Here is a 26,709-nt window from a genome sequence, read left to right on the forward strand (position 1 = left end):
TATGGGGGCCCAATCCTGCAGCGAGGCGAGATGAGGCTTCCCGAGCAATGCGTTGCGAGCGGCACCATTACCCACCTCTACGAGGTGGTCTAGGGAGATGGTCACCCAGCCGGCCGGCGACATCGCTTTGGTGCCGCCTCATCGCTGGACATCTCTACTGCCTGACAAACATTTACGATGCCTTTAATGGGCTCCATTCAGAGTTTTCCCCTCTCTTCATTTCCAGCGCTGAAACAGTGTTTTACGGGTTAGGAAATTCGACATAGAGAGAAGGATCGGCACAGTTCACACCCAGACAGAGTTGGCATTCTGGCTGACGTGTCAATCGCGAAGTCGCGGACATCATTTTTTCGCCATTGAAAAGGGACTGCTAATTCTACTTATCACTGCGGTTGCGGACCCCGGCGAGATGGTTGCAACGAGCGATGATGAACTCGCAAGCGCCATTTTTCAATACATCCGCGCGCTGCAAATCATATCGCCGGCCGCTGCTTTGGTTCAGCAGCCGCGGATATCTCATGGTTTCAGCAATACTTGATCACTTCAAAGAGGCTCTGATAGATTGGGTGCATATGCTCGTGTATGCGAGTACACTGGGTTCCGGCGTACATGAATCGAGAGTGAAGATTTTCAACTGGGGGCAGGGTACATTAGCCTCATCGGACTAATTGAGAAGCTGTCGAGTGCGCCGGCTCGTTGTCGGGTTCGAACCATCAAGGCTTCGCGGTACGGATGACTTCCGGCAAGACTACGCACTAGGTAGACAATTGGAGGCGCCGGAATATTGGGGCCGAGTGTGCGACCGAAGACGTTGCTTGAACGAACATTTTTAGATTAGGTGGACCGTATGAATAAGAGAGAAATTTTTCTATGCGCCCCGGTGCGCACGGCAATCGGAGCCTATGGCGGCGCGTTGAAGGACGTCCCCGCAACGGAACTAGGCGCTGCCGTTGTGCGTGAAACTCTAAGGCGCACCGGACTGAATGCTGATCAGATTGCCTCTGTTGTCATGGGTAACGTCATTCAGGCTGGAAATCGAATGAACCCTGCTCGTCAGGCAGCGATCGGCGCGGGCTTGCCTGTGTCGGTCCCTGCGCTTACTGTGAACCGCGTCTGCGGGTCGGGAGCGCAAGCAATCGTATCGGCCGCGTGTGAGATCGCCTTGGGCCTCGGTGACGTCATGATTGCCGGAGGCATGGAGAACATGGATCGGGCACCGTACCTCCTTGACGGCGGTCGATGGGGCTATCGGATGGGTAATGCCGAAGTTCACGACAGCATGTTGCGTGACGGTCTGAACGACGCGTTTTCGGGCGAACACTCGGGTTGGCATACCGAAGACCTCGTAAAGAAAGCTGGGCTTTCCCGCGAGGAGCAGGATCAATGGGCCGCACGATCACAGGAGCGTTTCGCCGCGGCGCAATTGACGGGACACTTCACTGCGGAAATCACGGCGATTACGCTCAAAGGGAAGAAAAGTGAGATCCTGTTCGAGAAAGATGAGCAGCCGCGGCCGGACACAACCGCGGAGTCACTGAGCAAGTTGCGGCCTGCGTTCCGCAAGGACGGAACGATCACAGCCGGTAATGCGCCGGGTCTCAACAGCGGTGCATCCGCTATGGTGGTGGCTGAACGTTCCTTCGTCGAATCGCAGGGTCTAGTTCCTTACGCACGCCTTGCGGGCTTTGGCGTGGCTGCAGTGGAACCTGGGATGTTTGGGCTCGGTCCGGTGCCGGCGGTGAGGATCGCGCTTGAGCGCGCAGGCTGGCAAAAGACGGATGTCGAACGGATGGAAATCAACGAGGCCTTTGCCGCGGTGCCTCTGGCAGTGCTAAAGGAACTTGGCTTGCCGCAAGACATTACTAATGTTGAGGGCGGTGCAATAGCTCACGGCCACGCCATCGGGGCGACTGGTAGCGTTTTGGCTACACGTCTGATGCATTCGATGCGACGTGACGGCATCAAGCGAGGAATTGTGACGCTTTGCATTGGCGGCGGACAGGGCATCGCACTGGCACTCGAGGCTGTCTGATTAGATTCCCACTTTCAAAGGCTAATGCACCACCGCTTTGTGTCGTGCGCGTGGCGCCGTCAACTGCATATCCACGCCAAATCGGAGTGCAGTGTATGGACGCCATGCGATCTTGCGCCATGGAGCTGGCAGCATCATCGACTTCACACCACCAGGCAAATCATAGGGGCAACGGTCGATACACTGCGCGATATCCAAATTGACGCGAACCTTCAGGGCGGCTAGGTGAGTCGTCGGAGGACTAGGGTGTGCCGCCATCTTGGGACTCGGCAACAGTTGAGCGTGCCTCGCTGCTGTAGGAACATACGAAGCTCGCGGTGCGAATAACGCTGGCGAGCGCGAATCCGCTCATTTGTTAATTATCACGACACCGGAAACGGTTGTTGCCGCAGTCCTGAGGGGTTGAAATCCGAAATGCATCCGACGGCGTCCTGTATGTCCGTATGCTCACTTGCGAGGTGGGCCGGACTAATGGCATAACACGTACGCTTCCATGCCCGTCCGTATGTTCCGCGCCTTACGACGAATCACTTCGCCCAGTGAACCGCCGCCTCTTCATCGCATCACTACTTCGTCAACGCGAACTAAGTGTTTCCCTGACGAAGTCGGACGGGCCTTGTCCAAAGAATAGCGTCTCTCTCACCATGATGGTCGGACATCCGAAGACGCCAGCCCTGACAGCTTCCTCGGTGTTGCACCTGAGCTTCTCTTTTACCGCAGGCGAAGTGACTCGTTCCTTGAAATCGGCGGAGCCTCGAACGCTTGCGGTTGCGCCGGTGAAAATGATGGTTCCGCGATTGCGTGGCAGCATTACCTTTGCCGCTTCACGACCGACAAGGAAGCCGGCAAAACACGCCATTTCCCACACCTTGAAGTACGTCTGAGCGGTCGTTTCAATGATGGGCGCCGAGATACTATTCCGCTACAGTACGAACGAAGCGCTCGGCAGCAAGCTTGATCTGATCATCCCGGAGCATCTGCGGACCGCGCACTCCACGGGATTTGGGGCGGCGATCACGAACGGCACGACGAGACTGCGTGGACGGCCAACGTTGACCCGCGCGACGCACAAGAGCGGATGCAAGCTCTGCGTCGAAATGACATTCGCGTTGATCAAGACCCCGGATGAGACGGCGCTCGGCTCGGCGGCGGTCGCACGGGACGTGAGGGAGCGTATCGGACGCGAACGCGCTGCACGTCCTGTAAGCGCAATTGAGGCGAGGCATAGCTGATGTGACGCCGCGCTCGTGGCAAGCCAGTCGTTTCTCCAACCTGGATAACGTGTGCCTGGATTCAGACAAGACGGTCGCCGCGCTCGACCGGCCCGATTATCATTCATCTATCATGTATGAGTATATGCGCATATCTTTCCTAAAAAAATGGGCGGTCGGCCCAACCGTCACTCCTCCTCGGGGTGAATCCGGAGAAGGCCAGCCATTCCGTGGCGACCTCTCCGGTCCGAACAGTGTCAAGCGCTTGCTGCGGACCCGCTCTCTGCCCATGGCTCAAAACCGGAGTTGAGTACCGTCCGCAAGGCATTACGTAATTCGGCCGCAGGCTGTTTGCCGTAAGTCCCTTCAAACTTTGCCTGCACTCCGCTCCACAGCGGCAGCGCCATCCGGTACCGCGCAAGCCCGGCCTTCGTAATCATCGCCTGCTTTACGCGACGATCCTCTCCTGGCACGATGTTGACTAGTCCATCACGTTCCAGCGGCTTCAGATTCGACGAGAGGGTCGTTCGATCCATCGCCATTTTGCTGGCAAGCTCGCCGATGACCAATGGGCCATTCTTCACCAGCTTATAAAGAATCGAAAACTGCGTTATTCGCAACTCGACCGGACTCAACGCCTGGTCATATACAGCCGTCAGGTACCGCGATGCCTGGCGGGCCGCGAGGCAATTACAAAGCCCATCGATATCGTTTAATCGTTTCTGGTGTGCTGCCATCTCTCGTCTCGCGAAATTTTGTCTGAGTAAGAAATATATGACCATATGCTCATATATGCAAGGCGGCGAGGAATTTCGGTCGATGAAGGGGGCGGAACGTCGAGCATCGAGCTGCTTTGATCAACTCAATTGCAGGTGACTTGCGAGAACTTCCGCCGTTCTCTCCGGCTGTTCCAGCTGTGGCCAATGCCCGCAGCCGTCGATCAGTCTCAAGTCGGCGTTAGGAAAGCGATTCCGGTGGATCTCAGCCACCTGTTGGGCAGGAATGACAGAATCATCGGTTGATCCGAGAATGAGCGTGGGCCCTCCGTAGGTGCACGGGGAGTGACCTCTCGCATCGCCCTGGATGAAAGCATCGTAGTAATCGCGAGCAACCTCCTTGCCCATCAGTACTGTCGGCTGCACAAGTTGGTCGAGTTGGTCGCCGTTCAGGTTCGTTGAGAACTGCATGCGGATGTTGCGCTGGGCGAGCGCGTCGGCGCCGCACTCGCGGAGCATTGCCCGGGCACTTTCTGGCAGGATGTTGCCGGCGAGGGGGGTGGGCGTGATAAGTGTCAGCGAAGTTACCCGTTCCGGCACCTGCCACGCGATGAGCTCGGCGATCTGGGCGCCCATACTGTGGCCGACGAGCGCCACGTTCGTGAGTCCTTGCTCATCGAGTTGCTCCAGAATGTCGGTCACCGCCTGATTGAGGGTATAGGGCCCCGGGTGCGCTTGCCGCTTCCCGGCACCGCTCAGGTCCGGCGCGATCGATGGGACGCCGTGTTTCGACAGGGCTTCCATCAGCGGCTCCCAGCTGACGTGACTATCCAGAAAGCCGTGGATGAACACCAATGCCTGATGCTCGCGTACTGAGGTTCGCCGCCCGGGCGATGTCTTGTGGACTTGATGTGAATCAATTGCCATGCTGTTTCTCCTGATAAGGAAATCCGCTTGCCAGAAGCGTATAGCCAGCATATTATGAGCATATGCGCATATTGTAAAGGAAGGGGTACCCGATGATCAGCAAACGCGACGTGGAGTTTTCGGGGGAGGCCGGCGTGACCCTGCGCGGCTGGCTGTTTGTGCCCGAACGTGATGGCCGAAAACCCGCTATCTCAATGAGTCATGGCTTTGCCGCCGTTAAGGAGCATGGGCTTGAAGGCTTCGCGCGCGCGTTTGCAGAGGCGGGGTTTGTTGTGCTGGTTCACGACCATCGTAATTTCGGCGCGAGCGATGGGACACCAAGGCAGGACATCGATCCTTGGGCACAGATCGCCGACTGGCGGCGGGCGATTTCGTACCTTGAAACGCTGCCGGAAGTTGACCCCAGCAGGATCGGCATATGGGGCAGCAGTTTTAGCGGTGGCCATGCGCTCGTGCTGGCAGCAACCGACCGGCGGGTCAAATGTGTGGTTTCACAGGTACCCACTATCAGCGGCTTCGAGCAAAGCCGGCGCCGGGTATCGCCTGATGCGCTGCCCGGTTTTCTTGCGACGCTGGCCGATGACTTGCGGGCGCAACACCGTGGAGATCCTCCGCGACTGCAGGCTGTAGTCAACGCGGATCCGAGCGCACTCGCGGCATACCGTTCGCCCGATGCGATTGCCTTCTACTCCCAGGATCTTGGTGGGGCAGATTGGACGAATATCGTCACGCTCAGGTCGTCGTTCGCAGCGCGTACCTACGAACCGGGCGTTTGGATAAGTCGCATTTCGCCAACGCCACTTCTGATGGTCATCGCCACCGATGACCGTCTGACCATGACTGATCTGGAACTCGACGCTTACGAGCGCGCACTCGAGCCCAAACGCCTCGTATTGGTTCCAGGCGGCCACTTTGATCCGTATGACGCAGCATTTGCTATTGCCAGCAAGGCTGCCACCGAATGGTTTGCGCAACACCTCGCACAGGGCGGGCATTGCCCCGCGGTGCGGTAGCGAACTGTCCCAAAACTGTAATCATCTGGAGAACAAGCTATGCCCGTATTTCATGCCCACATCCCGAAAGGCCGCTTTCTGAAGGAGCAGAAGATTGCCATCGGCAATGCGCTGAATCAGTCGCTCGTCGAAGCACTGAACATTCCCAAGGGAGACCGTTTTGTAATGATCAGTGAACATGGCGATGATGAGCTGTTCATCGATCCCACGTTCATGGGGATGAACCGAACGGCGGACGCCATGATCATCTCAGTTCTGATCGGCGCGCATCGTCCCGCATCAGACAAAAATGCCCTGCTGGCCGCGATAACCCGTTTGCTGGAGAAGGCCGCCGGGATATCACCCGATGATGTGTTCGTCGCGCTTGTGCCAGTGCCGAACGAGAATTTCTCATTCGGCCGGGGCGTGGCCCAGTTGGCGGATGCCGCGCCGAAGTGGTGATCTGACTGCCGGCGGCCGCATACCTCGTCGCCGCGGTGGCTGAACGTGAGGGTGTCGATAACAAGGTATCTGTCATCGTCTCGACGACGGCGCCCGTCCGGCACCCGAGCCTTCAGCGTGTACGGTCCATTACTGGCATTTTGCAGATGATACGGCTTGATTGCTTGCCGTCTCGTCCTTCGAGCCGAAGGAGAATAGCTTGTGCGAGCGGCTGGCCTGCCATGCTCGCGTAGGGTCTGCGCCTCATCGAGCCATACAGATCCGCTATCCAGCCTAGCGTTTGCAAGTCGGAATTCGAGAGTCGTAAGAGTGTCAGCGACGCTTCGATGTCGCGATATTGCTAACGATCTATAGCAAAACCCGTGGTGCGGGCCGCGATCTCTTGCCCTACCATTGCGGAGCTGAACTGCAAATCCGCCTTCGAGCTATCGCTAGCCGCACCGTTCATGATTGTCAGTGCGCGCGCAGGCTTGCGATTGTTGGCACAGCGATCGTGGCCGCCGACTTTGACCTCGACATCGCCCGGAGTGCTGTAGACCCGTCGCGCAACGCAATTGTTGTTCGATCGGAAACGGACACTCCCCGTGTGTGTCATTTATCTGCACCTCTGGGACTTCTACAATCGGCTCCATGCCAGCCGGAGTGTGCAGCGACATTTCCGGCGCTCTTTCCAGTTCGAACGACAACCGACGGCGCGGCGTTACTTTCATGAAACACCAGCATTTGATCCAGCAAACGTCCGACCTTCGTCGGCGATGGACTGCGGTACTGCGCGCGCTGCCCACAGCAAGTCGCGACTGGGCGACGAGCGACGGTCTTGTGTGGATGCATCTGTTCAAAACAGTGGCCGCGGCGCTGCTCGCGCTGGGCATCGCCATGCTCCTGGATCTGCAGCAGCCCCGCACCGCCATGACCACTGTGTTTGTGCTGATGCAGCCGTTTAGCGGCATGGTGCTGGCGAAAAGTTTTTATCGGATCATCGGGACTGCGGCGGGGGCAATCGCCGCGCTCGTGCTGGGAGCAGTCTTCGTGCAGCAGCCCGAACTCTACATGCTTGCTCTGAGCTGCTGGATAGGTGGCTGCATTGCTGCGGCGCTCCGGTATCGGCATTTTCGCTGGTACGGCTTCGTGCTGGCGGGTTATACCGCCGCACTGATCGGCGTTCCCACCGTGACAGACCCAAACAATTTGTTTCTCGCTGCCCTCACGCGCGCTGCGGAGGTCGCGGTCGGCATTGCGTGCTCGAGCGCCGTTAGTGCGTTGATCGCGCCCCGAAGTTCTAGCGTCGCACTGCAACGCACGTTACGCAATCGGTACCTCGATTTTACGGCGTTCGCTGCACAGGTGCTCGGCGGCAAGGTCGAGCGGGATGTATTCGAGGAGCGTTTTGCGGACCTTGTGGATGGAATCGTGGGCTTTGAGGCAACGCGTGCGTTCGCTGCTTTCGAAGACCCAGGCGTGCGCACGCGCAGCCAACGTCTGGCGCGCCTGAATAGCGAGTTCATGGACGTCTGTGCCCGCTTGCACGCGCTGAATCAATTGCTCAAGCGATTGAAGGCAAACGGCTTGACCCCGGTTGTCGATACAATTGCGCCATATTTCGAAGAACTATCGGCCCTGTTAGTCCGTCGGAATGAGCAGAATTCCGGTGCGTCGCATGCAACTCGTGCGGCAGTCGAACTGCGGATCTTTCAGGTTACGCTGCCACGACGTGTGCGGCAGGCGCGCGGCCCTCTGGAAGCTTCCGTGCCTCAATTGCTGGCCGATTTCGATACCTCGACCGAGCTGTTGTATCGCTTCGTAGACGAGTTCATCCGTTATGCGGAGACCTCCGCATCGATCGAGCAACACACGCCAGTCAAGGAGTGGCCGGTGGTCCGGTACGTCAGCAAAACGAACGGCCTGGTGGTCGGGCTTACGTTCCTGCGCTCGGTGGTTGTCATGGGGATCGTCGCCTGGTTCTGGATCGAGACCGACTGGCCGAGCGGCGGCCTCGCCTTCATCGGCGCAGCGATCATGTGTGCATTGAGCTCGACAGCGCCCGATGCATCGAAGATGACATTGCAAATTGCCATCGGCACTGTCTTTGCCACCGTGGTGGCCTACCTGTTCACCTGCTATGTGTATCCGAACATTGATGGCTTCCCGCTTCTTTGCGTGACGCTTGCGCCCGTGCTGGCATTCGGCGCGTTCATCGCGATGCGCCCAGGTATCTCTGGCTACGGTGTGGGCTTTTCGGTGTTCTTCTGCTTGCTGGCCGGCCCGGACAATGTGGTGAGTTATCAGCCGGATCTCCTGATCAACAACGGCGTCGCACTCGTCGCGGCGATGCTCGTTGCCTCGTTGGTGTTGGCAGTGATTTTCCCCGCGCAGATGCCATGGCTGATCGGCAAGATTAAAGGAAGTTTGCGATCTCAGGTCGTACTCGCCTGCAAGGGTGAATTGGGCGGACTAAATCAATACTTTCAATCGAGCACCCACGATTTGATGGCGCAATTGCGCGTGCTGCTGAAGAATCGCTCGCGCCAGCATAGCGACGCATTGAGATGGATGCTCGTCACGCTCGAAGTGGGACATGCCGTTATCGACCTACGTAACGAAGCGGCCCACGCGACTTATGTCGAGGGGCTGCATCCACGCTGGAGCGCCTGCCTCGAGGAGATGAGCGCCGATATAGCAGAGCTGTTTGAACGTCCCGAGAGGCGTGGTCTTGATCGCGTGTTGACGTCGTTGCGCGAGACCACCGCAATCGCGCAGGGGGTTCTCGATACCGTCCCTGCGGATGGCGAGCGACACCACGACCTGCAGCGCATGCTCGGCAGCCTGCGTTTCATTCGCACTGCCTTGCTCGATAAAGACGCGCCGTTCAATATGCGCTAATCGACGCGCTAGTTCAGTCTTTCTTTCAGCGTCGCCCATGGTAGCCGCACCGACCACCGTCAAGCAGGTATGGTGCCCGATCCATGTTCACCATACTTCCGGCAATTGCCGCGTCAGCTAGACCTGGCGCAACCGTGCAGGTGGCGGATTCGATTGCCTGGGCGCCCGGCCCGCAAACGCGGTCAATGGTCGGCGCGGCCACTGACACTGGCAACCCTCCGTCGGACGCGGCCTGGCGTGCGGGGTTCATACGCACACCGCTTGTCGGACTGAGCACGAGTTTGTGGAAATCTTAGAGTCTGCAGCTTGCGCGGCACACATTGCCGGCATTGTGCAAGGGCGCCGAAGGGTCGTCGCAGGGTGGCGATCCGCCTAGTTTCTACGTCAGACAACTCTCGATGTAAAAAGGAGTATATACTCATAATATCGCCTGTTTGCGAATTTGAATGAGCCACTATTAATGGCAACGCGTAGCAGACCCGTGGAAGATATCGAAGGTCGCTGCAATTGTCTGGCAGCCCGCCACGCGACACGCTATCTCACGGCCGCATACGATCAGGCGCTGAACCCATTTGGTTTGCGGGCGACGCAATTTTCGATCCTCTACACGCTGGCGAGATACGGTCCGCTAGGGATCGGAAGGTCGGCGGAGGTGATTGTGATGGACGGCAGAGTAGACGCGTCAAGGCCCGTCTATAGGCTCAACGCAGGGGCCCGCTTTGGTGCTTCAGAGATTTAGCAGGTACAAGTATCAATGGGAATTCCCTTCTTTGTTGCGGGCAGACCATGGGTTTCATGGCTGGTATCTACGACGGACCGCAATCGAGCCACGTCTGCTCGCGTGACCCGCGGCTTTAGCGGGAGACGCAACTCGAACAACACTTGGAATATGGATTAACAATCATGCATGAGCTTTTTGATCTGAGCGGCCGCGTGGCCGTCGTAACCGGCGCGACCAAGGGTATGGGACTGGAGATTGCGCGTGCGCTCGGCACGGCTGGCGCGAAGGTGGTGATTTCCGGTCGCGACCAGGAAGTCACCGATTTGATTGCAGCTAGGCTGCACGATTCGGATGGCATCGACGTCAAGGCAATAGCCTGTGACATTACTGATCCTGCGAGCGTTGACCAGTTCGCTGCACGGGCACTTCGGGCATTCGGTCGCGTCGACACTCTGGTGCTGAGCGCCGCAGGCGTCTCACCAACCGGTTCGATTCTGAACCATACCACCGCTCAACTCGACCAGGTCATGGCCGACAACGTGCGTGGCAGTTTCGCTCTCGTCACGGCGCTGGCGCCTCAGATGATCGCGCGCAAAGATGGGTCGATCATCTTCATGTCGAGCCGGGCGGCCAAGCGTGGATCGGCACTTCTCGGCTTGTATGCAATGTCGAAGGCTGCAATTGACCAACTTGTGCGTAACCTTGCACTCGAACTCGGGCCTTCGAATATTAACGTCAATTCGATCAACCCGGGTGCGGTGCGCACCGACTTTTCGCGTGGGCTTTGGGAAGATCCTGAACGTGAAAAGAAAGCCGTTGCGAGCATTCCGATGGGCCGGATCGGCGAACCAGAGGACGTAGCGGGCCTCGCGTTGCTGCTGGCATCACCAGCCGGTCACTATATCCACGGACAGAACATCAGCGTGGATGGGGGAGGGACGGCCTGAATCGTCACGATGGGTCGGGTGGGGGTAGTAGTCGAAGCGGATGGGCCTACGCACGGACCGTTTCTTGATGGCCCAACTATATACACCCTCGGGTGGTAAGGTTGAAGCGGCTGGCCGGCCGCTTCGCTATACAGGTAGCCGGTGGCGCGTCGCACATGCGACGCGCGCGGCAATATTTAGCAGATCAATTAACAGACAGAGAATAGACTTCGAGAATTTGACGGTGGCGTTCAATACTTGCCATATCTGTTGTAGTGCAAAAAGATGCCGGAATGCAACGCGTGCTGACGTGACGTCAGCCGGCGTGGCGCTACCGGCACGTCAGATGACAGCAACATACATAAAAGTGTCTCGGGCTCCATGACACCCTCGGATTGCTTTTTGGGCCTTTCACGTGCAGTTCACAAAGCTGCGCCGTTTTCTGGTGGCAGACCCCGTGTTCATGGTGTTTTCAGGCGCACGTTGCAGTCCCAGCCGAGGCATGCCAGTGGTTCGCTTCACAGAGACTCGAATGAGAGGAATAGATCGTGCGCAGCCGTTCGCGTCAGGAAGATGTCGGCCATGAACGGCCCTTCACGGTCGGCTTGGGGGACGAGCGCTGACGAGCGTCGAAGCGCCACTTGTTGTTTGTCTAAAGAAGCGCTCGTGCGCGCCGCCATGCATAGTTCGTGGAAAAGTCGGTGTCGACAATTGTTTGTGCTCACACGCATCAGCAAATCGGAGTGATGACGCGGCGCCGACCGTGGTAAGTAAGCGGCGAAAAGCCTGCCCGAGAGACTCCTGGCTAGCCAATTTGTCGCCCTGAATCTGAAGGAATCCACCAAGCACCGGTCGCCTCTTGTCCGGTCCCCCGAGTTTCAGTTTTGGCGTCCGGCGTTTTTCTCCTGCGGCGCCCGCGCCTGCCCTTATCACATACCGGCGGCCAGTATCTTGCAATTTTCTTTAAAAGACTGTTCCCGGATCGGGTATTAATCGCGATCGGCCTTGAACCGTTATATGTATGTATGTATTCCGTCGAAGCTCACCCTTCAGAATGAACTTCGCGTCTCCCCATACCCATTGACCAATCTGAAAGGTCGGTAAGCACATGAAGCTATCTTTTGCGCAAAAACTCTGGTTGCCTCTGATCCTGTGCCTGCTGTGTCTCGCCGGCATATCTATCTACAACGCTTATCAGACTCGAGAAATGCGGCTGGACGAGCGCAAGGCGGACCTGAAACACGCATCGGAGATTGCCCTCAGTGTGGCCAAGACCTTTGGCGATCAGGTGGCCGCCGGCTCTATGTCGGCAGCGGAAGCTCAGAAGCGCGCCATGAATAGCATCCGAAACATGCGGTATGGGGACAACGGGTATTTCGTGATCCTTAATTCTAAACCGACAGTCCTGATGCACCCGACCAACCCGCAGATGGATGGTAAAAACGTCGACGACTACAAGGATACGAATGGCGTCACCTTCTTCAGGGAAATGGTCGATCTTAGCAAGCGTGACGGTCAGGGCTTTACCGCGTACTCCTTTCCGAAACCGGGGAGAACCGAAGCCTCTCCGAAAGTCACCTACCTCGCGTCGTATCAGCCGTGGGACTGGATTATCACGACGGGGCTCTTTGTCGACGACCTCGATACTGCATTCCACTCGTCGCTGTATCAGAGCCTCGGGATTCTACTGGCACTCGCCGGCGTCCTGTCGGTCGTCGTGGTTTTCCTCAACCGCGGCATCATTCGCTCACTGGGCGGCGAACCATCCTATGCCTCCGATATTGCCAACCAGATTGCCAATAGCGATCTGACTACCGTAGTAAAGATCGCTCAGGACGACCGCTCGAGCCTGCTGTTTTCAATGAAGCGTATGCAGGAGCAGCTCACGCAGACGATTGGCACGATCAAGGTTTCGGCAGACTCGATTGCCACCACCACTCACCAGATTTCGGCGGGCAACCAGGACCTATCGCAGCGAACCGAAGAGCAGGCCGCCTCGCTCGAGGAAACCGCGTCTAGCATGGAGCAACTGACCTCGACGGTTACCCAGAATGCCCACAATGCCAGTCAGGCCAACCAGCTCGCAGCGCAAGCCGTCCAGGTAGCCGAACAGGGCGGCACCGTAATGGCACGCGTCGTGGAGACCATGGACGGCATCAATGCCAGCTCGGACAGGATTGTCGACATTGTCGGCATCATCGAGGGTATCGCCTTCCAGACCAATATCCTCGCGCTCAATGCGGCCGTCGAAGCGGCGAGGGCGGGTGAGCAGGGACGGGGTTTTGCGGTGGTGGCCTCGGAAGTGCGTTCGCTGGCGCAGCGATCCTCGGCGGCGTCCAAGGAAATCAAGGAACTGATCCACGATTCCGTGGAGCGTGTGCAGGCAGGCGCAGGCCATGTGCAGGATGCGGGTGCGAAAATGCGTGAGATCACCCACGAAATCAGACGCGTGACGGACATCATGTGTGAAATCACAGCCGCATCACAGGAACAGAGCAAGGGTATCGGCCAAATCAACCAGGCCGTCACGCAGATGGACGAAGTCACACAGCAGAATGCCGCGCTGGTCGAACAGGCGGCAGCGGCCGCCAGCTCGCTCGAGTCGCAGGCGAACGAGCTGAAAACTTCCGTTTCGATGTTCAGGCTGAATGCCTCACGCGACGCTGAGGCCATCCGCCATGTCGGGCAAGCGCACGCAACGAAGACACCGGCGTGGACGGCGCGAGCCTGAGCGCTGGCGGCTCCAATCGCGAAGCGGCCCGCAGCGCAGTCTGTCAGGGTGCCGCAAGCCTTTGAGCGTGGCGAATGGGATAGTTTTTAGGCGGCCATCCGTATCACCGGTGATTCGCCGACAGCGCAAACCATGTTTGGCGGTGTCCGTATCTGGCGCCCGCCGTTGGCGAAGTGTGCGAAAGTCCTCGGTGCATCTAGGGTGAGGCTGGAGGCCTTTTCGTAGCAAACTGGACTGTACGGCAAGGACAGATCAAGGCGTCGCACTTCTGCACAGTAAATGTGCACTGTATCTTCCGGAGAATATCTTCCCGCAGTGGGACAGTACCTCTGATTCCGAGAACTGAAATGCAATTTCGTGCCTACACTTTCAAAACGGATATCCGGTGAAGGATACTCGATCGCGCACGCGCTTGGCTGGGTGGCGTCGGCAGGTCTCCTATCTGGCTTGAACGAAGCGTCGATACGCGCGTTGCGCTGCTCCCATAGGCTTGCACAATCATATGCTCGCAGGTTGTAGAGCGGCTGTGTTACCAGCACTAAGCGGACGTTCTCTTTGCTTCCACGAGCTGAGAAGTGGTGAGAATCTGATGAGCGTATGTCGGTCCGTTAATGTTCAGTGCGGCGTGCAGAGCCTCTTTTGAGCGCGCAGCAGTTGCATCGCGCACAAGCGTGACGTGATATCCCAACTCCATACCGATTCGTGCGGTCGCTTCGACGCACGTATTTGCGAGAAGGCCAATCAAAATGATCTTCTCCTTTCCGTAGCGTTTGAGTTGATGGTCAAGATCCGTATTCGGAAAGCCGCTTGAAGCCCAATGCTCGGTCGCGACGATGTCGCCGGGCTGCACCTGGAAATCGTCATGGAAGGTACCTCCCCACGTTCCCTTTGCGAAGGCTTGCCGCTCGGCAGCGCCAAGTTGATAGGGGGACGGGTATTTCCAGTTGACATAGTCACCCGACTCCCATCGATGATGCGGAACATGGTAGATCGAGATACCCACCTCCCTTGCCGTCCGGACAACGGAGCGGAGGTTCTCTAGCATGTTGTTCTCTTTCGCGATGTCCTCGACCCAGGGAAAAAGCTTGCCTCCCTCGCTAAGGAAGTCGTTGTAGAGATCGACACACAACACGGCAGTAAGTCTAGGCTCGTAAGTGACCATCGCAATTTCCAGAAAATGAACGGAGCGTACCCAACCTGCAGTCCAGTATCGGTCAAAAAATAAATGTCGGGTATAATTTATTTTATCCGCACTTCGTGATACCTGACAAGGCTTTGTGTGCCCCTTAGAGTGATCTTGCTCGGTATGTATGTACATAGAGGTCTTGAGCAGCGGCGCCATTCGCATCGACACTTCCGAAAGTGCAGTCGATTGGGCAGCGCGCCGTCGCACCAGTCCCTTGAGCCCGCTCGCGTGCGAGTCGCGCGTGAGCGGCGAGTTTCGTTTGACGTGTCGGATGTCTGGGATATGCGCCGTGCTGACGCCTAGAATCGGGGTCCAACTGAAACAGTGTGGAAATGCGGATAGGCCGGTTTCCCAACTCGAATATCGAAGGAGCTCTTTGTGGGACGTTCGAATCGCGAACAGGCGGACAAGAACCGCCAGCGCATCGTTGATGAAACTTCGGCGACTATGCGTGGCTCGGGTGTTGGCGCAGTCAGCATTTCAGAGATCATGGCACGCGTGGGCATGACGCCCGGTGGTTTCTACAATCACTTTGCCTCGAAAGAAGCACTGATAGCCGAGGCTTGCTCGTCAGGGTTCGCACGGTCCGCTGAAAACTGGAGAGCGAAGACGACATCGCACAAAGGGTCTGTAACCGGCACGCTCAACCGGCTCATCTCGTACTACTTCGCTAGCAAGCCTATCGAGAAGACCTGCCCCATGGTCGCTCTTGGGCAAGATGCGGCTCCGCATCATGCGAGTGAAGGTTTCAGTCAGGCCTATCGTGAAGGTGTCGAGCAGCTATTCACGACTTTCGCAGACATCGCGCATGCCGATGCTTCATGCTCGCTGTCGCGCCAAGACCTTGTCGTGGTATTCGCCGCGATGGTGGGTGCGAATATGCTGGCTCGTTCAACCGGAGACAGGACATGGGCCGCCGAAGTCGAGCGTGTCCTCGTCATGCCGCACGGCCATCAAGCATCCAATGTCTAAAAGCCGATCGGATATTTCATGTCGTTAACGGAAGGCAATGTCTGCGCGGTGACGCAGCACCGGGGCGTAGTCTGGCTTGCGGGATGGGCCCTGCGTGCCTTTTCCGGCGACCGTCGCACCCTTTGTCCTACGGGGCGCGACGTTGACCGGGGCATGATGGTAAGTCCGTCGATTATTGAACCAACCACCAGGAAACGACATCATGAATGACACCCCTGCGCTGGCCGAATTGGTAATCGAACAGATATCCGACGCCGTCATCTTTGCGGACTGCTCGGAAACAATCGCACGGTGGAACCGTGCCGCCGAGACACTGTTCGGCTACAGCGCGAACGAGGCGGCCGGCAGAAAGCTTGATCTGATCATCCCCGAGCACCTACGCGCCGCGCACTCGACCGGATTCGGGATGGCAATCGCGAACGGTGCGACGAGACTGCATGGACGGCCAACCTTGACCCGCGCGACACACAAAAGCGGACGCAAGCTCTACGTCGAAATGACGTTTGCGCTGGTGAAGGCCGCGGATGGGACGGTGCTCGGTTCGGCGGCAGTCGTGCGGGACGTGACGGAGCGCATCGAAAAAGAACGCGCTACCCGTCCTGTAAGCACAGGCAGCGAGCGCAATTAAGGCGAACCACAACTGACGTGACGTCGCGCTTACGGCCATACGACTGAGAATTTCAACGTCGTTCACGCAAGACTGGCTCGTGGCTCGGCGTACAAACTACGGCTGCGTGACCCGAGGCCCATGGAAGGCGAAAAACCGAGGGAGCCTGCGGGGGTAACCGTCAGCGCTTTCCCCCCATACGTAAATTTCAGCAGACGACGTGCGTGTAGTGGCAATGCACAGCGCATTGGAAGCGAACTGGTAAGGAATAACACAATATGGCGGATATTGTTGGCAATATGCGGATCTTCGTCCGTGTGGTCGAGAAGGGTTCCTTTACGGCGATTGCGAAGGAAATCGACATGACTGTCGGGCAGGTTTCACGTGCCGTGAATACGCTAGAAGAGCAATTGCAGGCGGTCCTCTTGCACCGGACCACGCGCCATTTATCGTTGACAGATTCCGGCGGACGCTTCTATGAGCGTGCAAAAACGATCCTCGCGGATTTTGACGCTGCTGCGGAGGACGTGCGCAACGCTAGCCAGACGCCTGCGGGCCGTCTGCGGCTACACTGCGCACCCGGGCTCGCGCAAAGTCTGGTCGCCGCAGCGCTGACGCGCTATCAGGTAATCTGCCCCGATGTCCAGGTCGAACTGAAGATCGAGCAGTGCATGCCAAACCTCGTCGAGGACGGCTACGATCTTTCACTGTTCTCCGCAACACAACTTCCCGACTCAATCTACGTCGCGCAGCCGCTCGGCACAGCCTATTCGATAATGGTAGCTTCGCCGGGCTACCTGAAACGCCATGGCGCGCCGCGTACACGAGACGATCTCGCATCTCACACGCTCATCGAGTTCGATTCGCCAGTGGCACCACCAGACGAATGGCATCTCGAAAGCGAACAGGAGTCGCATTTACTGAATATCCCGAAGTCGCCCCTCCAGACCAATGTACCTGACGCGATGCGTGCAGCATTACTTGCGGGAGCGGGGATTGGTGCGCTTGCTACGTACTCTGTGGCGGATGATCTCGAATCTGGTGCGCTCGTACGTGTGTTGCCGAAATACCGCCTACGTCCTTTTACCGTATTTGCAGTGTATCCGTCCCGGCGATTCCTCGATGCGAAAGTACGGACAATACTCGACCATCTGCGGGAGACGCTTTCGCATTCGCTGAAGGATGTGATAACACGGGTCGAGGCGCTCGAGCGGATTGATGAGGAAGGCTTGAGCCTTCCCCATAGCTTCTGAGAACTGCAATTTTGACTTTGTGCAATTCTTCGACGTTGCACAACACCGCCACCCGCTCACATTTTCATGCGCAGCAGGCCACTGGTCGAACGCTTAACGCGGTGGTCGCCGATCAGGGATATGCTTCGCGACGAAGCCGCACAGCCTGCGCTTGACGAGGGGATCTAACTTCAGGTGGTCAAGTTGGCGGAAACGAAAAAACGATTCGCAATTTTCGCGGTACTGATGCTCGTCGTAAAGCTGACAAAAAGTACCCGTCAAGCTCCAGGCAGGGCCACCTACGGTCGGTTTGATTCACCCGCTCATCTTATGATCAGGAGCATGACCGCCATGCTCACGGTCATGGCGACACGACACGCTACCGTCGGCACTGTGCTGCGAGCTGAGGCGGCGCCAAGTGAAATGTTTCGGCGACTGTCGTGTCGATCCGCCAGTTGAGCGAGGACGTCCCAGGCACCGTAACAGACAAGGACAAACGCGAGCGCCAGAGTCGGAAGTTTGAACGACCGTACTATGCTGCTGCTTCTCGCACCCCCCCTACAGATGTCGTCAGTCATCGTGAGGGCGGCGAACATGTAGACCATGGCTGCGCAGTGCAGTACATGGGCAGCGCGATACACGCTCGCCAGTGACCGCCGGCCGTTCACCCAGGTATCGGCTAATAAGCGCCATGCGAACCACATAGTGAGCAAGCCAAAGATCGCCTCCCACGCGTGTGACGGCAGAGTTCTCATGCTCGGTGCCAGCATTCCCGCCATCGCGACACCCATCAACAGATACGCAAGGTCAGTATCGGCTCCATTTGAACAACGCGAAGACGAGCAAGACCCGTCTGGCTTAACAGCCGAAAACCAGCTGGCTGGTAACTGAGCGGCTCCGAGGCGGATCGCGCTCACTGCCGTGATGACCAGCATGACCGCAGTCAGGATGCCCAGCAGCCAGGGGGGAGACATCATGCGACGGTTCCTTTCAACGTAGCTCCATGGCTAGTGCGAACCAACACCGTGGCGACCAGAAGGCAAGCGCCAGGGTGCGCTCGCGTTGCCGACATGCACGTCGGGGCCGCTTGAAGCTTGCGATGGGTTGGGCCGCCGACAACGGTCATTGCGCTTGATCGTAATTTGTCATGAGGCGTGACCCGGAGGCGGTGGCGAGCGGGAGACCGCAGTATTCGGAGTTAGACTTCGGCGCGCGGCGTGGAAGATAACGAGGCACGCGCACACCGATGTGCACCGTGGATGCGGAGCCATGCCGACGCGGTCGGAGCAACCCTGTTCCAGGGCCACTCAAACCGATACGAACAGAGAAGTGTAAAGACTTCTTAGTACTGCAGGTTGGGGAAGCCCCCGCCCTCTCCGCGTCCTTCGCGCGTCAGATCGAGAACACCGTAGATTGTCCAGATCGCATCGAACGAGCTGGTATCGCCGCGCTTGTATGTCGCTTCGCTCCCCCAGTGGTGGTGGATTCCGTCCGCGTCGCGGGAGAAGACGTTCAAGGAGGCGCGCTGCCCGCCGTCTGGTGTTTCAGCGCGGTAATCCCGGTTGAAGGTGTTGTTCCGCGAGGACATCAGGCGCAAATTGTGCCAGCCGCGTTCACGTGCGTAGGTGCCGAGCCGTTCGGGGCTAGTCTTCGCGACGACGACGAGGTTGGCTCGCTCGGCAACGTGAAAGGCCGCGCCCTCGAGCCCGTCGACAATCGACGTGCAAGACGGACACGGTTGCTCGAGAAGCGGCAGCTCGGCAGTCTTGCCTCCTGGGGCTCCTGCTCGTTGGTCTTGTGACCAGCGCGGAAACATCATGTGGTAAATGATCAGTGAGTTCTTGCCCGGCTCGAACAGTTCCGACAGCTTCACCTCGCTTCCATTGTCGGCAGACTCGAAGACGTAGTCCTCCTTGATCAGGCCGCCGGCAGGGAGTGCCCGGCGCATGGCGGCTACTCGTTCGTTCAGCTCCTTAAGCTCTAATTCTGCCTCTAACAGCTCACTACGTGCGCGGCGGTATTCATTCGACTCGCCGGGGAATCTGGCATTCGGGTCGAGGAGTACATCCCTCCACTTGTTCATGTCGCGTGGCGTGCCCTTGAGAACCATAGTTTCCATCCTTCTCTATGCTCTGAACTCTGTTCCTTGCGTAGTGTGAAGATCAGAGCGTCCGTTGGAGATTGCGAAGAGGGTACTGACGTACTACGCCGTCAGCGGGCGTGTGCAAACCGCACCTACCACGTGGGTATAGGATGCCAGGAAATCATGGGTATATGCATGAATCGGGTCTCCTACCTGATAATCCTCCGTTATCTCTAGCGGATAACGGAGGGGGTCCGTCTTATACTTGTCGCTCGACGATCAGTTGCTTTTGGGTGCCGAGTCCTTCAATCCAGAGCGTCACAACGTCGCCTTTATTGAGGTAGGTCGGTTCGGGCTTCATACCCATGCCGACGCCCGGGGGCGTGCCCGTGGTAATCACATCGCCCGGAAGCAGCGTCATGTAGCGGCTGCAATAGGCAACGAGTTCCTTGACCGAGAAAATCATGGTCCTGGAGTTGCCACCCTGACGACGCTCGCCGTTGACGTCGAGCCACATGTCCAGGTTTTGTGGGTCGGGCACTTCGTCCTTGGTCACGAGCCACGGGCCAATCGGGCCGAAGGTGTCGCAACCCTTGCCTTTGTCCCACTGGGAGGATTGCAGCTGGAAGGAGCGCTCGGAAACGTCGTTCACCAAGCAGTAGCCGGCGACATAGTCCAAAGCTTCTCCTTCGGAGATGTACTGCGCCTTTTTGCCGATCACAACGCCGAGTTCGAGCTCCCAGTCGAGCTTGGTCGAGTGCGGTGGCACGACGATGTCGTCATTGGGGCCGCCGATGGACGTCGTCGACTTCATGAAGATAATGGGCTCGGTGGGAATGGCCATGCCCGCCTCTTCGGCGTGATCGCGATAGTTCAGGCCGATAGCAATGAACTTTGAAATGCCAGATACTGGCGCGCCGATGCGGGGATTGCCCGGTACGATAGGCAGGTCGGACAGCCGAATTTTTGACAGCTTTTCAAGCTCACTCGCCGAAAGCTGCGCAGGCGTGATGTCGGACACGTAGCCGGACAGGTCGCGTAGTGTACCTTGCTCGTCAACGATCGCAGGCCTTTCCGCGCCAAATTCACCATAGCGACAAAGCTTCATTTTGCATCTCTCTAAGTTAGGGGCTGGAGGATCGTTACAGGCCAGCCTGGTTTTCGCCACACACAGCAGGGTTGACGAAGTTGATCGACCATTGGCATTCGAGGACACGGCGCACTTCTCTCGGTGCACCGGATTGCAGGACGGCCAGCGCGTCGCGGCTGTCTGCCGTCTCCCCGAGAATGCGATGTTCAATGTCGAGGGAATCCCGGCCGCAATCTGTCAGGACAACCTTTGCTTTCACTTTCATCTCCTGCTTTCGCGTGTCATTAGCCTGCACTCACCTGGCTGCCATCAGGTGAGCTTGGCTTGAAAATCGTCCAGGGCTTTCTGTAGCAGATTGCGTGTGCAGGTTCTGGGCGCTGAAGCCGATACTGTTGCGCGGTTTCCGCGATCACTCGCGGTCCATAAATGATTCAGGTACCCATGCGTAAGCGTCACCGTCTGGACGAATATGCCCAACACCCGGATAAGGCAAATGCGGTGCGGCGACGAGCACTTGCGTGCGAGAGAACTCGGCGAAGGCCGATCTGCGACTCTCCACGGCACCTGCGGGATCCACGTCAAACGCGATTGTGAATTCAGGTTCGGCAAATTGAAGTGCGGCAATATGAACGATATCGCCGACAAACACGATGGTTTGGCCTTCGCTGGTTAGTGCGTAGAAAGCCGAGCCAGGTGTGTGTCCCGGGTGGAGTGAAGCCGTAATGCCTGGGACAATCTCAGTGGTCTTGTCGAAAGGGCGCAGTTGACCCGACTCCGCATAGGGTTTAACTGTTAGTACTGCTTGCTCGAAGGTATACGGTAGTGCGTCTGGCCGGTATGCGGATGTGGCCGCCTGTTCCGGGTCAAGAAAGAAGTCGACATCCGGCTTGCCAACATGGACAAGTGCATTCGGGAACATTCTCTTGCCTGCCATCGTGAGACCGCCCGAATGGTCGACATGAATATGCGTAATTAAAATGTCGGTGATGTCTTGGGGTTCAAGCCCTGCATGCTCGAGGCGAGTAAAAAGTTTGCCGCCGACGTTAATTTGGCGGAACAGTTCTCCGGCACCCGTGTCGACAAGAATCTTGCGGTCATTCAGTTCGATCAGGTAGACGTTAATCGACGTCTCGACCTCGCCACAAAGAAATGCCTTGGCCAACAGCTTCTCCAATGTCGCCGTATCTTTGCCGGAGATCAGTGTGGGCGCATTGAGAGGGATAGTGCCGTCAGATATAACGGTAATCTTTGCGGCTCCAACTTGCAGGCTATGTAGTGGTGAGACTTGCGGAAGTCTGCCGATGTTTGAGAAAGAAGGGCGCGAGTTGGCGATTTTCCCGCCAACTGACGACTCACCGAGTTCGGAACTACAGGAGCAGAGTGTTTTCATGATATTCATCCTGTAAATATAAAATCAGCTGCAACCACGATGTTGTGATTGCGCGCTTTTACGTCGTCGAATTAAGAAACGCCACGGATAGGCGCCGATGGGTGCACGTTGCCCAGGTACTTGCCACGCAGGTTCTCGAGGACCTGCACTGCCTTGATGGTAAAGCTGGATCGTGCGACAGTCGCCTGTTGGGATGCTGCTGTGACGGAAGGGACGACGCTTTGAATCTGGTCCAATGTGATCACCGACTTATCTTTAACTGCATCGGACGTTTCGAATCAATAGAGTAATATTCGTTGATGAAAGTGAATATCACGCTCTAGCGCGGCGTTTCTGAGTCGGTAGCTATCCTTTCCAACTCTGCAGAAAATCGAGCAGTTGGGCATTGACAATCTCCGGCTGCTCCTCCTGCGGCAAGTGTCCAGCCTGCGCAATGGCGGATGTCCGAATGTCAGTTGCCATGCAGCGCCATACCTCGGCCATATCAAACATTTTACCGACGGCGTAGAACTCGGCGCCCCAAAGCGCCAGCGTTGGCACCTTGATGGGCACATGTGCGTCAATCTTGTCCTGTGCGACGTCTTCGGCGTTCGCCCGGTAGTCGGACATTGCTCCACGGACGGCACCAGGCGCCTGGTATGCTCTAACGTATTCCTCGAACGCCTCGCCACTCACTGCCGTCGGGTCGTAGCACCAGTCCGTGAAGAAATGGCGTAGCCACACGCGCTCGTTTCCGGCGATCAGTGCTTCCGGAAGATCGGGAACCTGGTGGAACAGGAAGAACCAGTAGGCCTTTGCAATCTGGGCATTCAACCGCTCCGCGACTACTCGCGTCGGGACGTTATCCATCACGACCAGGCGGTCAAGTCTGTGCGGATGGTCCTTGGCGAAACGCGTCGCGACGCGTGCGCCCCGGTCGTGGCCCACTAGCGCGATACGGTTGATATCCAACTTGTCGAGCAGGGCAAGCAGGTCGTTTGCCATCGTGCGTTTGTCATACCCTGCCGCCGGCTTGTCCGTTGCCCCATAGCCGCGCAAGTCCGGCGCAATCACACGGAAATGCTGCGCAAGCACGGGAATCTGATGACGCCACGCGTAATAGGTCTCGGGAAATCCGTGAAGCAAGACGACCGTGGGTCCGGTGCCTGCTTCTACATAGTGCTGACGAATGCCGTTTGCCTCAACGGTGTGATGAACCAATTGAATTTCTTTCATGGTGTCGCGCAATCATTGGCCGAAGTAGATAGGTTGATGCCGGGCGTGTCTCACGCCGACTCGGAGAGACACGTGAAGTCTAGGAGTGAGAAGAGGGGCGATAAAGACGCTTTCGAGGTAATGAATTTTCCTGGCAGTAGACAAATCGCAAAATTTCCATTCAACAATCGATCAAACCAGGTGTTAATACCGATTTGAAAATTGACGCTTACTTGATCTTCTTCTGTGGTATTCCGGCGGGACTCCGGAAGGAGGCCCCTTGCTCGCAATTAACCGCCACGCGCTTACCCTTGAAGAGCGGGCCATCGCAGCGCGGACAGTAAGCTACGCCCTCGCGGTATTCTTGCTCGCCCGGCGCGTCGGCATCGCGCCAGGGCGAGTCCGTCCCGAGTACCGCGCTTTTTGCGCGCGGCGTCGCACCGCTTCCGGCGCGGATCTCAACGGTCTTCACACCCGGCACGAGCGTCTCGGCACTGCAGATTCATGATGTCGAAGTCGTAGGCGCGAACGTGCCACTTGAGCGCGGCCGCGAAATTCGGTCCGGCCTTTTCCTGCATCGATACGAAGTCTGGATCGCTATCGTGTCGAGCACCTGACCGCCGAAGCGTTCGGCGGGCACGCCGGTGTGAATGCCTTTGTGCCGCGTGGATTGCAGCCGCCGCGCCAGAGGGACCGCAGCCGACGACAAGCATGTCAAAAAATTTTTTCGCGTTGCGCGCGGAGGCGCCGTGTCCAGCTCCGCGAGACGCTCGCCGACACGCACCTACCCGTGGGGTTCAGGAGACAGCAGCCCGAACTTGACTTGAAGAATGCGTCTGTCATGAGCATGCTTGCGAGCGTCAAAGCGTTTCTTTTAGCATTGTTTCCAGTGCTGAGAAGGTGTTTTACGCTTCGGGCAATTCTGCGGCGAATCAGGAATGGAAATCGCTCAAACCTAGGCCCGGCTGGATATTCCCCCGTTTGCGCTTCAGTCGCAGAATCGTTGGCATCACTTTTTCGCTATTGAAAGTGGCTGCGACTTGTACTTACCATTGCGCCTTCGGAACGCACCAAGGCAACGAAAAAGATCTTTTCAAGGATTATCTTTAATAACTATGTACTACTTATAATATAGGTGACCGCCATTCCGGATTCTCAATATCGGATTTTTTGTCGTTTTTACGAGAGCGGTCTAGATGTAGTGCGCGTGATCGTTGCCCCACGTCAGGCGCGGTCTGCCCGGTTTTCTCTCGGACCCACTGGTTGTCAAGCAGATTTCGAAACAGGCGAAAGAAGCGAGCATTTCTGAGGCTGACGTCAGAGCGCCCGAGACGAAGAATGTGTCAACGAGCCAGGACGACTGTGTACTTGAACGGGTCTGAATCGGCTGCACTGACCGGGCAATCCATTGTGGCCAATCGCGAATGGTTAGCGTATTCATGGGTTTTACTAGAAGTCAGGTGGCTCCAATAAAAAGGGGTGAGCCTTGAACAGCATGGAGTATTGATATGTCAAGTAAAGAGATATTAAGCAAGCTGCAAAGTGTGGTTGCAGCAACGGATTTGTTGACTGGTGAAGACGAGAAGGTTTTTTATACCAAGGGTTTTCGGGTTGGACACGGCAAAGCGCTCGCTATTGCACTGCCGCGAACGCTGCTGCAACTTTGGCAGGTTCTTGAAGTTTGTGTTGCGAATGACGTAATCATCTTGATGCAAGCGTCGAACACCGGCATCACCGGAGGCTCGACTCCAAACGGGGACGATTACGATAGAGATCTGATAATCGTCAGCACTCGGCGTCTTGGCGGACTTCAAATCATTGACGGCGCGAGGCAAGTCATTGCGTTCCCTGGATCAACGTTGACCGAGTTGGAAAATGCCCTTAAGCCATACAATAAAGAACCCCATTCTGTCATTGGTTCTTCATGTATCGGCGCATCGGTTATTGGTGGAATCTGTAACAATTCTGGCGGTTCGTTGATTCGACGGGGTCCGGCCTTTACTGAAAAATCGCTTTTCGCCAGGATCGACACGAGTGGAAAGCTTCAACTCGTCAACAATCTCGGAATCAAGCTAGGACTGGATCCGAAAACCATTCTCGAGAACCTCGCTTCACGTCAGTACACGACGGGCGATTCGCCAGACTGGGGCGGAAAGTTGTGGGCGGAAGATTACGAAAAGAATCTTCGTGACGTAACTGCGGATAGTCCCGCTCGTTACAATGGGAATCCGGAATATTTACACGACAGCGCCGGTAGTGCAGGAAAACTTGCGGTCTTTGCCGTTCGCTTGCCTACCTTTGATGCCCCGGCGAATACCACCACCTACTACATTGGAACTAACGACGAATCTGAATTGGTCGAGCTCCGTCATTTCCTTTTGACAAGCCTGTCCCAACTGCCGATCCAGGCGGAGTACATGCATAGAGGCGCGCTAGATCTCTCGATTCGTTACGGGAAACACATCTACAAGGCGATCCGGCGCCTTGGTCCCGAGAAGATTCCGGAATTGATCGCACAAAAGGCGAGGTGGGACAGGTTGGTTAAGCGCGTTCCCTTGCTTCCCGAAAACACCGTGGACAAGGCAATCCAGATCTCCAACGCACTCACTCCAATTGGTCTGGCTGACCGCATCCCCAGCTATTTGGATTTGTATGAACACCACTTGGTGATCAAGGCGGATGGGCGCGATGCCGCAGAGATGGCCACACTTCTCGAACGCTTTTTTGCAACTCGAACAGGGAAGTACTTCGAATGTAACGAGGACGAGGCTCGCGACGCGTTTCTTGTGCGATTCACCGTCGGTGCCTGCACTATCTGCTACTGCGAAAGTCACGGAATTGACACCAACGAAAGATTGCTTGCATTTGATGTGGCACTACGTCGGAATGACACTGAATGGCGCCTGAAGTTGCCGCCTCATCTGCGAGAGCAGGTCCTGTTGGATTCTTGCTGCGGACATTTCTTCTGCTTTGTGAATCACCAGGACTACATCCTGAAACCCGGATACGACGCCGTTCTCTTCAAGAAAGAGGTATTGGCATACCTTGACACTCGCGGTGCAAAATATCCCGCCGAGCATAACGTCGGCCATCTGTATCACGCTTCTGAGGGTTACGAGGCGCAAATGAGGCAGCTCGACCCGACGAATAGCTTCAATCCAGGTATTGGGAAGACGAGCAAGAAAAAATATTGGCATTAGAGGCGCCGAGGGGTGTCGACAGTCAAGAAAAATCGACATTCTGACACTGATTTAGTGCTAGCCAGGTGGGGGAGCTTCGTTTGCTATGCATGCAGTTCCATTTCACCGACCTCAGGCCCCCGTCATTAATCCGCTTCTATTGGCGATTCGGTGCGGA

General features: G+C 57.0%; 20 protein-coding genes and 4 pseudogenes. 11 read left to right on the plus strand and 13 right to left on the minus strand.

Translation table 11 applies throughout. The annotated features are described in order from the left end of the window. The first annotated feature begins 847 nt into the window (after positions 1–847). Entirely contained in the window at positions 848–2,032 is a 1,185-nt protein-coding gene (locus GNZ12_RS35355; RefSeq protein WP_172316629.1) for a thiolase family protein, read from the plus strand. A gap of 574 nt (positions 2,033–2,606) precedes the next feature. On the opposite strand, the pseudogene GNZ12_RS45645 reads toward GNZ12_RS35355, so the two are convergent. Continuing rightward, a pseudogene (locus tag GNZ12_RS45645) lies at positions 2,607–2,720 on the minus strand (2-hydroxychromene-2-carboxylate isomerase); the annotation flags it as partial. 51 nt (positions 2,721–2,771) lie between these two features. Continuing rightward, a pseudogene (locus GNZ12_RS45650) lies at positions 2,772–2,933 on the minus strand (short-chain dehydrogenase); the annotation flags it as partial. Here GNZ12_RS45650 and GNZ12_RS35365 point away from each other — a divergent pair. Further along, positions 2,929–3,264: a PAS domain S-box protein gene (locus tag GNZ12_RS35365; protein WP_172316594.1), complete on the plus strand. Its 336-nt coding sequence runs from the start codon at positions 2,929–2,931 to the stop codon at positions 3,262–3,264. The pseudogene GNZ12_RS45650 and the gene GNZ12_RS35365 overlap by 5 nt on opposite strands. Positions 3,265–3,500: 236 nt before the next feature. Here GNZ12_RS35365 and GNZ12_RS35370 read toward each other — a convergent pair whose 3' ends face one another. Further along, entirely contained in the window at positions 3,501–3,980 is a 480-nt protein-coding gene (locus GNZ12_RS35370) for a MarR family winged helix-turn-helix transcriptional regulator (protein ID WP_172316595.1), read from the minus strand. A gap of 120 nt (positions 3,981–4,100) precedes the next feature. Then, a complete protein-coding gene (locus tag GNZ12_RS35375) occupies positions 4,101–4,886 on the minus strand; it encodes an alpha/beta fold hydrolase (protein WP_172316596.1) in 786 nt (261 codons plus the stop codon). A gap of 92 nt (positions 4,887–4,978) precedes the next feature. Between GNZ12_RS35375 and GNZ12_RS35380 the strand changes: the two genes are divergently transcribed. The 3 genes from GNZ12_RS35380 to GNZ12_RS35390 all read left to right on the plus strand — a co-directional run bounded on the left by GNZ12_RS35380 (position 4,979) and on the right by GNZ12_RS35390 (position 9,220). After that, positions 4,979–5,899, plus strand: coding sequence for an alpha/beta hydrolase (locus GNZ12_RS35380; protein WP_172316597.1), 921 nt, complete (start codon positions 4,979–4,981; stop codon positions 5,897–5,899). 39 nt (positions 5,900–5,938) lie between these two features. Continuing rightward, on the plus strand, positions 5,939–6,340 hold the full coding sequence (locus GNZ12_RS35385; protein WP_172316598.1) for a tautomerase family protein: 402 nt from the start codon (positions 5,939–5,941) through the stop codon (positions 6,338–6,340). 708 nt (positions 6,341–7,048) lie between these two features. Next, positions 7,049–9,220 carry an FUSC family protein gene (locus GNZ12_RS35390; protein ID WP_172316599.1) on the plus strand — a complete coding sequence of 724 codons (2,172 nt, stop codon included), beginning with the start codon at positions 7,049–7,051 and terminating at the stop codon, positions 9,218–9,220. Positions 9,221–9,260: 40 nt separating this feature from the next. Here GNZ12_RS35390 and GNZ12_RS35395 read toward each other — a convergent pair. Then, a pseudogene (locus GNZ12_RS35395) lies at positions 9,261–9,482 on the minus strand (thiolase family protein); the annotation flags it as partial. A 641-nt stretch (positions 9,483–10,123) separates the two neighbouring features. Between GNZ12_RS35395 and GNZ12_RS35400 the strand changes: the two are divergent. After that, complete coding sequence (locus GNZ12_RS35400) at positions 10,124–10,888, plus strand: SDR family NAD(P)-dependent oxidoreductase (RefSeq protein WP_172316601.1); 765 nt, start codon at positions 10,124–10,126, stop codon at positions 10,886–10,888. 1,087 nt (positions 10,889–11,975) lie between these two features. Beyond that, complete coding sequence (locus GNZ12_RS35405) at positions 11,976–13,598, plus strand: methyl-accepting chemotaxis protein (protein WP_172316602.1); 1,623 nt, start codon at positions 11,976–11,978, stop codon at positions 13,596–13,598. A gap of 538 nt (positions 13,599–14,136) precedes the next feature. Here GNZ12_RS35405 and GNZ12_RS35410 read toward each other — a convergent pair. Next, the gene (locus GNZ12_RS35410; RefSeq protein ID WP_172316603.1) at positions 14,137–14,760 is read right to left on the minus strand and encodes an isochorismatase family cysteine hydrolase; all 624 of its coding nucleotides are present in this window, start codon (positions 14,758–14,760) and stop codon (positions 14,137–14,139) included. 402 nt (positions 14,761–15,162) lie between these two features. On the opposite strand from GNZ12_RS35410, the gene GNZ12_RS35415 reads away from it, so the two are divergent. From GNZ12_RS35415 to GNZ12_RS35425, 3 genes are all read left to right on the plus strand, one after another. Further along, a complete protein-coding gene (locus GNZ12_RS35415; protein ID WP_172316604.1) occupies positions 15,163–15,756 on the plus strand; it encodes a TetR/AcrR family transcriptional regulator in 594 nt (197 codons plus the stop codon). A 202-nt stretch (positions 15,757–15,958) separates the two neighbouring features. Then, positions 15,959–16,384: a PAS domain-containing protein gene (locus GNZ12_RS35420; RefSeq protein WP_172316605.1), complete on the plus strand. Its 426-nt coding sequence runs from the start codon at positions 15,959–15,961 to the stop codon at positions 16,382–16,384. Between the two features lie 257 nt (positions 16,385–16,641). Next, positions 16,642–17,616: a LysR family transcriptional regulator gene (locus tag GNZ12_RS35425; protein WP_235993975.1), complete on the plus strand. Its 975-nt coding sequence runs from the start codon at positions 16,642–16,644 to the stop codon at positions 17,614–17,616. A 302-nt stretch (positions 17,617–17,918) separates the two neighbouring features. Here the strand turns inward: GNZ12_RS35425 and GNZ12_RS45655 are convergent, their stop codons facing one another. The 7 genes and pseudogenes from GNZ12_RS45655 to GNZ12_RS44730 all read right to left on the minus strand — a co-directional run. Then, positions 17,919–18,572, minus strand: coding sequence for a DUF5134 domain-containing protein (locus GNZ12_RS45655; protein WP_172316606.1), 654 nt, complete (start codon positions 18,570–18,572; stop codon positions 17,919–17,921). A 365-nt stretch (positions 18,573–18,937) separates the two neighbouring features. Beyond that, positions 18,938–19,714: a DUF899 family protein gene (locus GNZ12_RS35435; RefSeq protein WP_216673474.1), complete on the minus strand. Its 777-nt coding sequence runs from the start codon at positions 19,712–19,714 to the stop codon at positions 18,938–18,940. 223 nt (positions 19,715–19,937) lie between these two features. Beyond that, entirely contained in the window at positions 19,938–20,786 is an 849-nt protein-coding gene (locus GNZ12_RS35440) for a fumarylacetoacetate hydrolase family protein (protein ID WP_172316607.1), read from the minus strand. 34 nt (positions 20,787–20,820) lie between these two features. Then, entirely contained in the window at positions 20,821–21,027 is a 207-nt protein-coding gene (locus GNZ12_RS35445; protein ID WP_172316608.1) for a hypothetical protein, read from the minus strand. Between the two features lie 150 nt (positions 21,028–21,177). Next, positions 21,178–22,158 carry an MBL fold metallo-hydrolase gene (locus GNZ12_RS35450; protein ID WP_172316609.1) on the minus strand — a complete coding sequence of 327 codons (981 nt, stop codon included), beginning with the start codon at positions 22,156–22,158 and terminating at the stop codon, positions 21,178–21,180. 345 nt (positions 22,159–22,503) lie between these two features. Then, a complete protein-coding gene (locus GNZ12_RS35455; RefSeq protein ID WP_172316610.1) occupies positions 22,504–23,373 on the minus strand; it encodes an alpha/beta fold hydrolase in 870 nt (289 codons plus the stop codon). Positions 23,374–23,644: 271 nt separating this feature from the next. After that, positions 23,645–24,101, minus strand: a pseudogene (locus GNZ12_RS44730) (FAD-dependent oxidoreductase); the annotation flags it as partial. Between the two features lie 759 nt (positions 24,102–24,860). Between GNZ12_RS44730 and dld the strand changes: the two are divergent. Further along, positions 24,861–26,552 carry a D-lactate dehydrogenase gene (dld, locus tag GNZ12_RS35460; protein ID WP_172316611.1) on the plus strand — a complete coding sequence of 564 codons (1,692 nt, stop codon included), beginning with the start codon at positions 24,861–24,863 and terminating at the stop codon, positions 26,550–26,552. Positions 26,553–26,709 lie beyond the last annotated feature (157 nt).

The sequence above is a fragment of the Paraburkholderia solitsugae genome (assembly GCF_013177695.1).
GTDB lineage: Bacteria > Pseudomonadota > Gammaproteobacteria > Burkholderiales > Burkholderiaceae > Paraburkholderia > Paraburkholderia solitsugae.

Excerpts from the sequence above, each read along its gene's own strand:
- GNZ12_RS35355 (WP_172316629.1), top strand. The coding sequence starts at position 848 with ATGAATAAGAGAGAAATTTTTCTATGCGCCCCGGTGCGCACGGCAATC.
- GNZ12_RS35365 (WP_172316594.1), top strand. The coding sequence starts at position 2,929 with ATGATGGGCGCCGAGATACTATTCCGCTACAGTACGAACGAAGCGCTC.
- GNZ12_RS35370 (WP_172316595.1), bottom strand. The coding sequence starts at position 3,980 with ATGGCAGCACACCAGAAACGATTAAACGATATCGATGGGCTTTGTAAT.
- GNZ12_RS35375 (WP_172316596.1), bottom strand. The coding sequence starts at position 4,886 with ATGGCAATTGATTCACATCAAGTCCACAAGACATCGCCCGGGCGGCGA.
- GNZ12_RS35380 (WP_172316597.1), top strand. The coding sequence starts at position 4,979 with ATGATCAGCAAACGCGACGTGGAGTTTTCGGGGGAGGCCGGCGTGACC.
- GNZ12_RS35385 (WP_172316598.1), top strand. The coding sequence starts at position 5,939 with ATGCCCGTATTTCATGCCCACATCCCGAAAGGCCGCTTTCTGAAGGAG.
- GNZ12_RS35390 (WP_172316599.1), top strand. The coding sequence starts at position 7,049 with ATGAAACACCAGCATTTGATCCAGCAAACGTCCGACCTTCGTCGGCGA.
- GNZ12_RS35400 (WP_172316601.1), top strand. The coding sequence starts at position 10,124 with ATGCATGAGCTTTTTGATCTGAGCGGCCGCGTGGCCGTCGTAACCGGC.
- GNZ12_RS35405 (WP_172316602.1), top strand. The coding sequence starts at position 11,976 with ATGAAGCTATCTTTTGCGCAAAAACTCTGGTTGCCTCTGATCCTGTGC.
- GNZ12_RS35410 (WP_172316603.1), bottom strand. The coding sequence starts at position 14,760 with ATGGTCACTTACGAGCCTAGACTTACTGCCGTGTTGTGTGTCGATCTC.
- GNZ12_RS35420 (WP_172316605.1), top strand. The coding sequence starts at position 15,959 with ATGAATGACACCCCTGCGCTGGCCGAATTGGTAATCGAACAGATATCC.
- GNZ12_RS35425 (WP_235993975.1), top strand. The coding sequence starts at position 16,642 with ATGGCGGATATTGTTGGCAATATGCGGATCTTCGTCCGTGTGGTCGAG.
- GNZ12_RS45655 (WP_172316606.1), bottom strand. The coding sequence starts at position 18,572 with ATGATGTCTCCCCCCTGGCTGCTGGGCATCCTGACTGCGGTCATGCTG.
- GNZ12_RS35435 (WP_216673474.1), bottom strand. The coding sequence starts at position 19,714 with ATGGAAACTATGGTTCTCAAGGGCACGCCACGCGACATGAACAAGTGG.
- GNZ12_RS35440 (WP_172316607.1), bottom strand. The coding sequence starts at position 20,786 with ATGAAGCTTTGTCGCTATGGTGAATTTGGCGCGGAAAGGCCTGCGATC.
- GNZ12_RS35450 (WP_172316609.1), bottom strand. The coding sequence starts at position 22,158 with ATGAAAACACTCTGCTCCTGTAGTTCCGAACTCGGTGAGTCGTCAGTT.
- GNZ12_RS35455 (WP_172316610.1), bottom strand. The coding sequence starts at position 23,373 with ATGAAAGAAATTCAATTGGTTCATCACACCGTTGAGGCAAACGGCATT.
- dld (WP_172316611.1), top strand. The coding sequence starts at position 24,861 with ATGTCAAGTAAAGAGATATTAAGCAAGCTGCAAAGTGTGGTTGCAGCA.